The organism is Streptomyces sp. MGP-BFMKR1 (genome assembly GCF_057766585.1).
In genome coordinates, this window is sequence record NZ_CM173408.1 from 7,776,287 (window position 1) to 7,790,568 (window position 14,282).

Here is a 14,282-nt window from a genome sequence, read left to right on the forward strand (position 1 = left end):
TTTTAGCAGGAGGAATCGATCCCCATGTTTGACGGTATGGACGCCTCGCGTGTCAAGGTGCTGCCCGAGGCCGCTCAGCTTGAGATGGTGCGGGCCGCCGCCACCCTCGCCGCCGAGGAGCGCGGGGACGCGGGGGCGGTCGTCCGCCTGACCCAGGTGGCCTGGCACGGGCCGGTCGTCGTCGGCCCCGGCCAGCAGGTGCACGTGGACCTGCACCCGGGGGCCGGTGGCGGAGCCGACGACTGGGCGGTGTTCGCCGACGCCGGCGAGTCCACCGGCAGCACCGGGACCGTGACCGTCCTGCCCGACGCCGCCCCCGAGTACGTCGACGTGGACGCGTACGGGGCCGGCCGGCCCGGCTCGCTGCGTGTGGACCTCGGCGAGCCCGGCGCCGCCTCCGGCGGGCGCGGCAACGCCGTGGTCGTGCCCGGGCAACTCGCCGCCTGCCTCGCCGCCGTCGCCCGCGAGGCGGGCTGGGGCGAGGGCGAGGTCTGGCTGCTCGGCGCCGACGAGGTGACCTACGCCGACGCGTCCCGCCAGGCCGTGTGGGGCGCCGTGGACGTCGCCACGGGCCCGACGGAGCGGGAGGCCACCCTCTCCGTCGACCTGGTGGACCGGCGCGGGACCAGCCTGGTCCGCTTCCGCGGGCTGCGCGTCTCGGCCGACGAGCAGCAGGTGGAGACCGCGCCCACCGAGAGCGCCCCGACCGGCGCCGAGCAGCGGACCACGGAGACCGTGCGGGAGGTGGCCGCGGGGCCCGGGCGGCGGGCCGAGATGGCCGGTTGGTCGGTGGCCCAGTGCCTGGAGTGGGAACTGGGGGACGTCGTCTTCCACCTGCTCAAGCTGCCACTGGACAAGCTGGACGGCTCGGCCAACCTCCAGGACTACGGGTTCGACTCGATCAGCCTGGTCGAGTTCGCCGGTGTGCTCGCCGAGCGGCTCGGCATCGAGCTGACCCCCGACGTGTTCTTCAGCCACCCCACCCTCGACGGCCTCGCCGGCCACCTCCTCGAAGCGCACGCCGAACTCCTCGCGGCGCACTACCAGGAGGCCCGCACCGTCACCCGCACCGTGCCGAGCGCCGCCACCGGGACCGCGGCACCGCGCTCGGCCCCGAGCACCACCCCGAGCACCGCCCCGCGCGCCGACCGCGCACGGCCCGAGCCCCGCCGCCGACGGCTGCGGATGAGCGCCCCGGCCACCCCCACCCACCCGGCCGCCGAGTCCGCCGAGCCGGTGGCGATCGTCGGGATGAGCGGCCGGTTCCCGGGGGCGCGTTCGGTCGAGGAGTTGTGGGAGATCCTGGCCGATGGGCGGTCGGTGGTGGGTGAGGTGCCCGCTGATCGTCGTCCGGCCTGGGGTACGGAGCGGCGGCTTGGGGCGATCCCGGGGGTCGCGGAGTTCGATCCGTTGTTCTTCGAGATCTCGCCGCGCGAGGCGGAGCTGATGGACCCGCGCCAGCGGCTGCTGCTCCAGGAGATGTGGCGGGCCCTGGAGGACGCGGGGTACGGGTCCGAGCAGCTCGGCCGCGAGAAGGTGGGTGTCTTCGTCGGCGTCGAGGAGGGTGACTACCGCGACCTGCTCGCCGGCGGCATCGGCGTCACCTCCAACAGCAACGCCATCCTGGCCTCGCGCCTGGCCTACTTCCTCAACCTCTCCGGCCCCAGCATGGCCATCAACACCGCCTGCTCCTCGGGCCTGGTGGCGCTGCACGAGGCGTGCCTGAGCCTGCGGTACGGCGACTGCGACACCGCCATCGTCGCCGGCGTGAACGTACTGGCCGACCCCGCCAGCTACGACGCGATGGCACAGGCCGGCATGCTGTCCCCCGAGGGGGTGTGCCGGGCGTTCGACCGGCGGGCCGACGGGATGGTGCCCGGCGAGGCCGTCGCGGTGCTCGTACTGCGGAAGCGGCCGGCGGCGGAGGCGGACGGTCAGCGGATCTACGCCACGGTGTTGGGTAGTGGCGTCAACTACGACGGCAAGACCAACGGCATCACGGCGCCCAGTGGTGCGGCGCAGGTGCGGTTGTTGCGGGATGTGCATGAGCGGGCTGGGGTGGCCGCCGATTCGGTGGAGTACCTGGTCACGCACGGCACGGGCACGCGACTCGGTGACCCGATCGAGATCAACGCGTTGGCGGAGGCGTTCCGTGGTGGCTCGGAGCGCACCGGTTTCTGCGCGCTGACGTCGACCAAGCCCAACATCGGCCACACGCAGGCCGCTTCGGGTCTGGTCAGCGTGATGGCCCTGGCCTGGTCGATGAGGCAGGAGGTGATTCCGCCGAGCATCCACTGTGAGGAGTTGAGCGACTACATCCGCTGGGAGGACAGCCCGTTCTTCGTCAACCGCTCCCCGCGCCCCTGGCCGCAGGAGGGCGACCGGCCCCGCCGAGGTGGCGTGAGCGCCTTCGGCATGAGCGGCACCAACGCCCACGTCGTCCTCGAAGCCCACGGCTCCGCCCGCGCCGAGCAGGCCACCATCGACGGCCAACCCGCCGCCGCCGCCTTCCTGTTGCCCCTGTCGGCCAAGACCGCCGAGGCCCTGTCCCGCGCGCTCGGCGCGTTGGCCGACCACCTGGAGGCGCGCCCCGAGGTGGGCGCGGGGTACCTGGCGTCGGTCAGTCACACCCTGATGGCGGGGCGGCACCACTTCGCGCACCGGTGCGCGGTGGTGGTCCAGGACCGTGAGGACGCGGTGCGCCTGTTGCGGCAGGCGGCCCAGGGTGAGAAGCCGCGCAAGGTCTACCGGGGCACCGTCACCCGGGACTTCACCCCGAACAGCCTGGTGGGCGACCTGGTCGCCGAGGCACCCCGCAGCCGCCAGGACCACGGCCGCTACCAGGAACTCCTGCTCGCCATGGCCGACCTGTACTGCCAGGGTTACGACCCGCGCCTGCAGGACCTGTTCGACCAGCCGCCCGCCCGCGTCAGCCTGCCCACCTACCCCTTCGCGCGACAGGAGTGCTGGGTCCCGGACGGCCCGGCCGCCGGGGCGGCGGCCAAGCGGCTGCACCCGCTGGTCCACGAGAACACCTCCAGCCTGACCGAACAGCGCTACACCTCCCTGTTCACCGGCGCCGAGCCGTTCCTCACCGACCACGTCGTCCAGGACCACAAGATCCTGCCCGCGGCGGCGTACCTGGAGATGGCCCGCGAGGCCGTCCAGCAGGCGACCCGCGGAGCCGACGCCGACGCCGTGCGGATGCGCCTGGTCAACCTGCGCTGGCTGCGCCCGCTGGCCGTCGACGCGACTCCGGTGACCGGCGAACTCGCCCTCATCCCGGAGCCGAACGGCGACATCGGCTTCGAGATCTTCTCCGGCGACGACGACGGCGACATCCACTGCCAGGGCGACGCCGTCCTCGTACCGCCCGCCCAGGCCGAGCCCGCCCCCGTCATCGACGTGCCGGCCCTCCGCGCCGCCTGCGCGCGCACCCTGAGCGGCGAGGAGTGCTACGACCTCTTCGCCACCGCCCAGCTTCGCTACGGGCCCACCCACCGCACCATCACCGAACTCGGCCTCGGCACCGACCTGGTGGTCGCCCGCCTCGCCCTGCCCGAGGCCGACGACGCCTACGTCCTGCACCCCGGCCTCCTCGACGGCGCCTTCCAGGCCACGGCCGGATTCATGGCCGTCGAGGGCACGACGGCCCACCTGCCGGTCGCCCTCGACGAGGCCGAGATCTACGCCCCGGCCGGCACCCCGGCCTGGGCCGTGGTCCGCCGCCTGCCGTCGGCCGGCTCCTGGGTGACCCGCTACGACATCGACCTGTGCGACGAGGCCGGGCAGGTCTGCGCCCGCCTCCGCGGCTTCACCACCAGCCTGAGCAGCCACGACATGCCCGACCAGGCGTCGGCCGCGCCGGCGACCGGCGTCTGGGAGGCCACCTGGGCCACCCGCCCCAGGGCCGCCACGGACACCGGCACGCCCCTCGCCTGGGCCCAGCGCCACCTGCTGCTGTGCGACCCGGACCCGGCCCCCGCCCCGAACGCCTTCGGCACCGGCGTCAGCGTCCGCACCCTCACCGCCACCGGCGACGACGCCGCCCAGCGCTTCACCGCGCTCGCGGAGCGACTCTTCACCGAGGTACGCGAGATCCTGGCCGGCCGACCGGCCCAGGACGTGCTGCTCCAGGTCGTCGTACCGCAGGGCGCCGACGCCCACGTGTACGGCGGGCTCTCCGGGCTGCTGAAGACCGCGCACCTGGAGAACCCCAGGCTGAGCACCCAACTCATCGCCCTGCCCGGCCCGTACGACGCGCCCGCGAACCTCGCCCGCATCGACGCCGAGGCCGCCGGGCCGCGACTCGACCCCGAGGTCCGGTACACCGAGGACCGCCGCCTCGTGCCCGAGTGGCGCCCGCTGCCCGAGGCCACGGACGCCACCGGGGAGCGGCCCTGGCGCGCGGACGGCAGCTACCTGATCACCGGCGGCGCGGGCGGACTCGGACTGCTCTTCGCCGAGGAGATCGCCCGCAGCGCCCCCGGCGCGACCATCACCCTCACCGGCCGCTCCGCGCCCGGCGACCGCGTCGACGCGGCCCTCGCGCGCCTGACCGAGCAGGGCGCCACGGCCTCGTACCGCAGGCTCGACGTCACCGACCCCGCCGCCGTCGCCGCGACCATCGCGGACCTCACCTCGGGCGGGCGCGGACTGCACGGTATCCTGCACTGCGCGGGCGTGCTGCGCGACGACTACCTCATCCGCAAGGAACTCGCCGACGTCCGCGAGGTGCTGGCCCCGAAGGTCACCGGCCTGGTCGCGCTCGACGCCGCCACCGCCGGGCTTGACCTGGACTTCCTGGTCTGCTTCGGCTCCACGTCCGGCAGCGTCGGCAACCCCGGTCAGGCGGACTACGCCCTCGGCAACGCCTTCATGGACCACTTCGCGGCCCACCGCGCCGAGCAGGTGCGGGCCGGGCTGCGCAGCGGCCGGACGCTCACCGTCGACTGGGCGCTGTGGCAGGACGGCGGCATGGGCGTGGACGACCAGGTCGTCGCCCAGCTCGAAGCCCGCAGCGGCCTGGTGCCCATGCCCCGCGCGGCCGGCATCGCCGCCTTCTACCGGGCGCTGCGCGGCGAGGCCGCGCAGGCCCTCGCCCTGACCGCCCGCGACCAGCGGCGACTGGCGACCGTCATCGACCGGCTCACCGCCCGCTCGACCCCCGCCGGCGGGGAGCGGCGGGAGCGGGCGACCGGGCCCGCGCCCGACGGCTCGCGCGTCGTCGCGTACCTGACGGACGTCGTCACCCGGGAGCTGAAGCTCGACGCCGGGACCATCGACCCCGAGGCCCCGCTGAGCGAGTACGGCATCGACTCGATCAGCGTCATGGCCCTCACCGACGTCCTGGAGGGTGACTTCGGCAAGCTGCCGAAAACGCTGTTCTTCGAGTACCAGACGCTGGCGGAGTTGGGTCGGTACCTGCTGGACGCGCACCCCGCCACGGTGGCGCGGCTGGCCGGCGCCACCGCCCCGGCCGCCACCGCCCGCGCCGTAGCGCCGGCCGCCGAACCCGCCGCGGGCGACCGGCCACGGGCCGTCGCGCGCCGCCGGGGCCGCTCCCGCTTCCTGCCCGCCGGCGCCGGCGCGGCAGCGGACGCGGCGGCCACGACGCCGCCCGGCTCACCCGACATCGCCATCATCGGCCTGGCCGGCCGGTACCCGCAGGCCCCCGACCTCGACACGTTCTGGGACAACCTGCGCAACGGCCGGGACAGCGTCACCGAGGTCCCCGCCGACCGCTGGGACCACCAGGCCCACGAGCAGCAGGGCATCTACTGCCGGTGGGGCGGCTTCCTGGAGGGCGTCGACCAGTTCGACCCGCTGTTCTTCGGCATCGCGCCCCGCGAGGCCGAGCTGATGGACCCGCAGGAGCGGCTGTTCCTCCAGGTCACGTACGCCGCGATCCAGGACGCCGGGTACACCCCGCGCGACCTCGACGGCACCGAGGGCCCCGACGGCGCCGACGGCGTGCGCCGGGCGGGCGTGTTCGTCGGCGTGATGACCTCCGACTACCAGTTCTTCGGCCTGGAACGGCAGCTCGCCGGCGCGCCGATCGCCACCGGCGGCAACTTCGCCTCGATGGCCAACCGGGTCTCGTACCACCTGAACTTCCACGGCCCCTCGCTGGCCGTGGACACCATGTGCTCCTCCTCGCTGACCGCCATCAGCCTGGCCTGCGAGAGCATCCGGCGCGGCGAGAGCGACGTGGCCCTCGCGGGCGGTGTCAACCTCTCCCTGCACCCGAACAAGTTCCTGCTCCTGTCGCAGGGCAAGTTCGCCTCCAGCAACGGCCGTTGCGAGTCCTTCGGCGACGAGGGCGACGGCTACGTGCCGGCCGAGGGCGTCGGCGCCGTGCTGCTCAAGCCGCTGGAGCGGGCGGTGCGCGACGGCGACCACGTCTACGGTGTGATCAGGGGCACCGCCCTCAACCACGGCGGCCGGACCAACGGCTACACCGTCCCCAACCCCGGCGCCCAGGGCAACGTCATCGGCGCCGCCCTGCGGCAGGCCGGGATCGACCCGCGCGCCGTCAGCTACGTCGAAGCGCACGGCACCGGCACGAAGCTGGGCGACCCGATCGAGATCCGCGGCCTGAGCCAGGCGTTCGACGGCGTGGTGGAGCGCGGCGCGTGCGCCATCGGCTCGGTGAAGTCCAACATCGGCCACGCCGAGGCCGCCGCCGGCATCGCCGGACTCACCAAGGTCCTGCTCCAGATGCGACACGGCACGCTCGTTCCCTCGCTCCACTCCGACGTGCTCAACCCGTTCATCGACTTCGACGACACGCCGTTCGCCGTGCAGCGGACCGTGGCCGAGTGGCGCCCGCCGGTCGTGGAGATCGACGGGGTGGCGCGCGAGTTCCCCCGCATCGCCGGACTGTCGTCCTTCGGCGCGGGCGGCTCCAACGCCCACCTGGTCATCGAGGAGTACCGGCCGTCCGCCGGCGCGCCGACGCGCGGCGAGCCCACCGAGCCGGTGGCCCTCGTACTGTCGGCCAAGACCGAGGAACGGCTGCGCGTCAGCGCCGAGCGGCTGCGCGCGGCGCTGCGCAGCGGGCGGTACGCGGACGCCGACCTGCCCGCCATCGCCCACACCCTCCAGGTCGGCCGCGAGGCGATGCCCCACCGGCTCGGCTTCCTGGCCCAGGACCTGGCGACGGCGGATCGCAAGCTGGCCGCCTACCTGGACGGCACCGGCGCGGCCGAGGACGTCGTCACCGGCCAGGCCCGGCCGGGCGGCACCGAGAGCGGCACCGCGGTGGGCGGCGACGGCCAGACCCCGCTGGAGTCCCTGGTCGCCTCCTGGGTCAGCGGCCTGGACATCGACTGGCGCGGGCTGCACGGAGCGGCCGGGCACACCCCGGGCCGCATCAGCCTGCCCACCTACCCGTTCGCCGAGGAGACCTACTGGCTGCCGGGCGGCGACCGGCAGCCGACCCGGGCCGGCGGCGGCGTCGCCCGCCTGCACCCGCTCGTCCACGAGAACACCTCGGACCTGACCCGCCAGCGCTTCACCTCGCAGTTGCCGACCGCGCCGACACCGGCCGCCCAGTTGGAGATGGCCCGCGCGGCGCTGCTGCTGGCCAGCCCGGGCGTCGAGCGGGACACGCACGCGGTGCGGCTGACCGACGTCACCTGGCACGGCGCACTCGCGCCGGCCGGCGACGCGCTCACCGTCCACCTCTCGCTGCTGCCCACGTCCGGCGGCTCCATCGAGTGGACGGTCTACGCCGACCAGGGTGAGGCCCCCGACGAGGAGCTGGTGGCCGGCGAGGGCCGCGCGCGGATCGTCGCGGCCGGCACGGCGAGCGAGACGGACTCCGTCGAGCGCGTCGACCGGGACACCCTGGACCGGCCGGTGATCGAGCTGGCCGCCCCCGCCGGGGCGGATGGCGCGGCCCTGGCGCTCGTGCACGCGCTGGAGGCGTGCCTGCCGGCCGGCGCGGAGGCCCACGCGGCCCGCGAGGTGGTCTTCGCGCCCACCACCGCCTCCACCCCCGCCTGGGCGCTGGTCGACCACGGCACGGACGAGCTGGACGCCACGGTGTGCGCCGCCGACGGCACCGTGCTGCTGCGCGTGCGCGGCCTCGCCTACGGCACCGACACCGCCGACGAGCAGGTGCCCGAGACGGTCGAGCGGAGTGTTGCCCCGGTGACCGAGGCCGTCGAGGTGGCCGCGGGGCCCGGGCGGCGGGCCGAGATGGCCGGTTGGTCGGTGGCCCAGTGCCTGGAGTGGGAACTCAAGGACGTCATCAGCCTCGTCCTCAAGGTGCCGGCCGACCGCCTGGAGGACGGCGTCAACCTGCAGGACTACGGGTTCGACTCGATCAGCCTGGTGGAGTTCGCCGGCGTGCTCGGCGAGCGGCTCGCCGTCGATCTCACCCCCGACGTGTTCTTCAGCTACCCCACCCTGGAGGCCCTGAGCGGCCACCTCATCACCGCGTACACCGACGCGATGGAGGCGCTGTACCGCGAGGGCGGCAGCACCGCCGGCACGGCGGTCGCCAACCGCCCGGAGAGCACGGCGACCAAGCCCGTCAGGGCGGCGCGCGGCGCCCGCCGCCGCGCCAAGACCGGCCGCGTGCTGCGCCGGGGCGCCGGCTCCACCGCCGAGTCCGCCGAGCCGGTGGCGATCGTCGGGATGAGTGGCCGGTTCCCGGGGGCGCGTTCGGTCGAGGAGTTGTGGGAGATCCTGGCCGATGGTCGGTCGGTGGTGGGTGAGGTGCCCGCCGATCGTCGTCCGGCCTGGGGTACGGAGCGGCGGCTTGGGGCGATCCCGGGGGTCGCGGAGTTCGATCCGTTGTTCTTCGAGATCTCGCCGCGCGAGGCGGAGAACATGGACCCGCGGCAGCGGCTGCTGCTCCAGGAGATGTGGAAGGCCCTGGAGGACGCCGGCTACGGCCCCGAGCAACTCGGCCGCGAGAAGGTGGGTGTCTTCGTCGGTGTCGAGGAGGGTGACTACGTCTTCCTCACCGGCGAGGACGGCAGCGTCACGGCTCACGCCACCTCGATTCTGGCCGCGCGCCTGGCGTACTTCCTGAACCTGTCGGGTCCGAGCCTGGCGATCAACACCTCGTGCTCGTCGGGTCTGGTGGCGCTGCACGAGGCGTGCCTGAGCCTGCGGTACGGCGACTGCGACACCGCCATCGTCGCCGGCGCCAACATCCTGTCCTACCCCGGCACGTACGACGTCATGGCGCGGGCCGGGATGCTCTCCGAGGAGGGGGTGTGCCGGGCGTTCGACCGGCGGGCCGACGGCATGGTGCCCGGTGAGGCCGTCGCGGTGCTCGTACTGCGCAAGCAGCCGGCGGCGGAGGCGGACGGCCAGCGGATCTACGCCACCGTCCTGGGCAGTGGCGTCAACTACGACGGTAAGACCAACGGCATCACCGCGCCCAGTGGTGCGGCGCAGGTGCGGTTGTTGCGGGATGTGCATGAGCGGGCTGGGGTGGCCGCCGATTCGGTGGAGTACCTGGTCACGCACGGCACGGGCACGCGACTCGGAGATCCGATCGAGATCAACGCGTTGGCGGAGGCGTTCCGTGGTGGTTCGGAGCGCACCGGTTTCTGCGCGCTGACGTCGACCAAGCCGAACATCGGCCACACGCAGGCCGCTTCGGGTCTGGTCAGCGTCATGGCGCTGGCGTGGTCGATGAAGCAGGAGGTGATTCCGCCGAGCATCCACTGTGAGGAGCTGAGCGACTACATCCGCTGGGAGGACAGCCCCTTCTTCGTCAACCGCGCCCCGCGCCCCTGGCCCGAGCAGCCTGACGGCACGCCCCGCCGGGGTGGGGTGAGCGCCTTCGGGTTCAGCGGCACCAACGCCCACGTCGTGCTCGAAGCCCACGGCACGGCCCGCACCGACCAGGCAGCCCTGGACGGCCAGCCCGCCGGGTCCTCGTACCTGCTGCCGGTCTCGGCCAAGAGCGCCGAGGCGCTGACGGAGTTGCTCGGCGCGTTGGGCGACCACCTGGAGGCGCGCTCCGAGGTGGGCGCGGGGTACCTGGCGTCGGTCAGTCACACCCTGATGGCGGGGCGGCACCACTTCGCGCACCGGTGTGCCGTGGTGGTCCAGGACCGTGAGGACGCGGTCCGGCTGTTGCGGCAGGCCGCGCAGGGTGACAAGCCGCGCAAGGTCTACCGGGGCACCGTCACCCGGGACTTCACCCCGAACAGCCTGGTGGGCGACCTGGTCGCCGAGGCACCCCGCAGCCGCCAGGACCACGGCCGCTACCAGGAACTCCTGCTCGCCATGGCTGACTTCTACTGCCAGGGTTACGACCTCAGCTTCGACGGCCTCTTCGACCAGGCGCCCATCCGTATCAGCCTGCCCCACCACCCCTTCGCCAGGGAGCTGTACTGGCCGTCCGACGAGAGCCTGGCCCGCCGCGCTCTCGCCCGGGCCGTGGCGGCGACCGACGGGGGTGGCGCGCCCGAAGAGGTCGACGAGTACGAGGAGGTCGTGGAGGAGGTCGAGGAGCCCGCGACGGCCGACGCCGACGCGGTGCCCGCGGGGCCGGGGCGGCGGGCCGAAATGATCGGCTGGTCGGTGGCCCAGTGCCTGGAGTGGGAGCTGGGCGACGCCGTGTCGCAGTTGCTCAAGCTGCCGCTGGACAAGCTGGACGGCTCGGCCAATCTGCAGGACTACGGGTTCGACTCGATCAGCCTGGTCGAGTTCGCCGGCGTGCTCGCCGAGCGGCTCGGCATCGAGCTGACCCCCGACGTGTTCTTCAGCTACCCCACCCTCGACGGCCTCGCTGGCCATCTCATGGAGACCCACACCGAGACGCTGGAGGCGTTCTACCGCGAGGGCCGCAGCGGCGGCGGAGCGGTCGTCAAGCGCGCGGTGACCAAGAAGGTCAAGCGCCGCCGCGCGGTTACCGGCCGCGTCGTACGCCAGGGCGCCGGCGCCGGACTCCCCGGCGACACGGGCCCGGAGCCGGTGGCGATCGTCGGCATGAGCGGCCGGTTCCCCGGCGCGCGCACGGTGGACGAGCTGTGGGAGATCCTGACCGAGGGCCGCTCGGTCGTCGGCCCGGTGCCCGCCGACCGCCCGGGCTGGGGCACGGAGCGGCGCCTCGGCGCCATCCCCGGCGTCGCGGAGTTCGACCCGTTGTTCTTCGAGATCTCGCCGCGCGAGGCGGAGAACATGGACCCGCGCCAGCGGCTGCTGCTCCAGGAGATGTGGAAGGCCCTGGAGGACGCCGGCTACGGCCCCGAGCGGCTGAACCGCGAGAAGGTGGGTGTGTTCGTCGGCGTCGAGGAGGCCGACTACGTCTTCCTCACCGGCGAGGACGGCAGCGTCACCTCCAACGCCACCTCCATCCTCGCCTCGCGCCTGGCGTACTTCCTCAACCTGTCGGGCCCGAGCCTGGCCATCAACACCTCGTGCTCCTCCGGATTGGTGGCGCTGCACGAGGCGTGCCTGAGCCTGCGGTACGGCGACTGCGACACCGCCATCGTCGCCGGCGCCAACATCCTCGCCTTCCCGGGCACCTACGACGCGATGGCGCGGGCCGGGATGCTCTCCGAGGAGGGGGTGTGCCGGGCGTTCGACCGGCGGGCCGACGGCATGGTGCCCGGTGAGGCCGTCGCGGTGCTCGTACTGCGCAAGCAGCCGGCGGCCGAGGCGGACGGCCAGCGGATCTACGCCACCGTCCTGGGCAGCGGCGTCAACTACGACGGCAAGACCAACGGCATCACCGCGCCCAGTGGCGCGGCACAGGCCCGCCTGCTCCGTGAGGCGTACGAGCGCACCCAGGTCTCGCCGGACTCGGTCGAGTACCTGGTCACCCACGGCACCGGCACCCGACTCGGCGACCCGATCGAGATCAACGCGCTGGCGGAGGCGTTCCGCGGCGCAACGGAGCGGACCGGCTTCTGCGCGCTGACGTCGACCAAGCCGAACGTCGGCCACACGCAGGCCGCTTCGGGCCTGGTCAGCGTCATGGCCCTGGCGTGGTCGATGAAGCGGGAGGTGATTCCGCCGAGCATCCACTGCGAGGAGCTGAGCGACTACATCCGCTGGGAGGACAGCCCCTTCTTCGTCAACCGCGCCCCGCGCCCCTGGCCCGAGCGCCCCGACGGCACGCCCCGCCGTGGTGGGGTGAGCGCCTTCGGGTTCAGCGGCACCAACGCCCACGTCATCCTGGAGGCGCACGGCACGACCCGCGAGGACGAGGCGGCCGTGGAGGCCCAGCCGACCGCCCCCGCGTACCTGCTGCCGCTCTCGGCCAAGACCGCCGAGGCGCTGGCCCAGGCGCTCACGGACCTGGCCGACCACCTGGCGGCCCGGCCCGAGGCCGGTCTCGGCTACCTGGCGTCGGTCAGCCACACCCTGACGACGGGCCGACACCACTTCGCGCACCGGTGCGCCGTGGTGGTCCACGACCGCGACGACGCGGTGCGCCTGCTGCGGCAGGCCGCACAGGGAGACAAGCCGCGCAAGGTCTACCGTGGCGCCGTGCCGCGCGAGTTCGCGCCGAACGCGGCCGTCACCACGGTCGTGCAGGACATGACCGACGAGGCGGCGAACAGCCACCACGACCCGGCCCGGTACCAGGAACTCCTGCTGGCGCTCGCCGACTTCTACTGCCAGGGTTACGACCCGCGCCTCCAGGACCTGTTCGACCAGCGGCCCGCCCACATCAGCCTGCCCACCCACCCCTTCGCCGCCCGGCACCTGTGGGTCGGCGGCCACCGGGCACGGATGGCGGCGGAGTCCGCGGCGGCGCCGACGGCTTCCGTGGAGTCCGCGACACCGGCCACACCGGCGGCACCCGCCGCCCGGCCGACCCAGCGTCCGGCCCCCGAACCCACCCCGGTCGCCGAACCCACCCCAGTGGCCAGCACTCCCCGCCCGGCCCCCGCGTCCCAGCCGGCGGTCAGCCCGCGGCCGGTCGTCCCGGGTGTGCTGCCGGTGCCGGCCCAGGGGGTCGCGGACGTGGGCCAGGGTGGCGCGGTGCGCCTGCGTCCGGTGGCCGAGATGGCCGCCGACATGGCGCGTACCGCCCAGCCCGCTCCCGTGGCGCCGCGGCGCGTCACCCTCCGACCGCTGACCCAGGCGGCCCCGACCCCGGCGCCCGCACTGGCACCCGCCCCGGCGCCCGCGCCGGCGGTCCCGTCGAGGGTCGAGCCGGCGCCCGTACCGGTCGCTTCGCCGGCCCCCGAGCCGGCCCCCGCCACCCGGCCCGCACCCGCCGCCGACGCGGCGGAGGGTCTGGTGGACGCGCTCCGGGCGAGCCTGGCCCGCGAGTTGTTCGTCGAGGTGGACGAGATCGACGCCGACCGCAGCTTCACGGAGCTGGGTTTGGACTCGGTGGTGGGTGTGGAGTGGGTGCGTGCGGTGAACCAGGAGTTCGGCTCCTCGGTCAGCACCACGAAGATCTACCAGTACCCGAACGTGGCGGCGTTCGCCGGCTTCCTGGCCGGCGAACTCGCGCCGGCGGCGCCCACCGCGCCGGCGCAGCCGCCGCGCGCGGCGCGGTCGCAGCCGGTTCCGGCCCCCGCCGCCGTGCCACCACCGGCCCCCGCCTCCGCGACCACGCCGGAGCCGGTCACGCGGCCGGTGGCGGCCTCCGTGCCCTCGGGGCGTGCGGCCGACGGCCTGGTGGACGCGTTGCGGGTGAGTCTGGCTCGGGAGTTGTTCGTCGAGGTGGAGGAGATCGACGCGGGTCGTAACTTCACGGAGTTGGGGTTGGACTCGGTGGTGGGTGTGGAGTGGGTGCGTGCGGTGAACCAGGAGTTCGGCTCCTCGGTGAGCACCACGAAGATCTACCAGTACCCCACGCTCAAGGAGTTCGCCGACTTCCTGGCCGGCGAGCTGTCGGTGGCCGCCCCCGCCGTGGAGCAGCGGCCGGCGAGCGCGTCGGCGCTGGCCGAGCGTCCTGATGCGGTGGTGCGGCCGGTGGCTGTCTCCGTCCCCGCCGGCCCCACGATCGACGGCCTGGTGGACGCGTTGCGGGTGAGTCTGGCTCGGGAGTTGTTCGTCGAGGTGGAGGAGATCGACGCGGGTCGTAACTTCACGGAGTTGGGGTTGGACTCGGTGGTGGGTGTGGAGTGGGTGCGTGCGGTGAACCAGGAGTTCGGCTCCTCGGTCAGCACCACGAAGATCTACCAGTACCCGAACCTCCGGGAGTTCGCGGAGTTCCTCGCCGGCGAGCTTCCCGCGCCGGCCGATGACGACCTCGATGAAGTGCTCGCCAAGGTGTACGAGGGCGAGATCGACATCTGGCAGGCCGAGGCCCGCCTGTCCGCCCAGGCGAAGGAGAGCTGACC

1 protein-coding gene is annotated in these 14,282 nt (G+C 73.8%); it reads left to right on the top strand.

Annotated features, from left to right (window positions below):
* The first annotated feature begins 36 nt into the window (after positions 1 to 36).
* Positions 37 to 14,280: an SDR family NAD(P)-dependent oxidoreductase gene (locus AC3CHW_RS31310; RefSeq protein WP_488468710.1), complete on the top strand. Its 14,244-nt coding sequence runs from the start codon at positions 37 to 39 to the stop codon at positions 14,278 to 14,280.
* Positions 14,281 to 14,282 lie beyond the last annotated feature (2 nt).

Bases quoted from the DNA above. Each gene is read 5' to 3' on its own strand.
- AC3CHW_RS31310 (WP_488468710.1), top strand. From the start codon at position 37: ATGGACGCCTCGCGTGTCAAGGTGCTGCCCGAGGCCGCTCAGCTTGAG.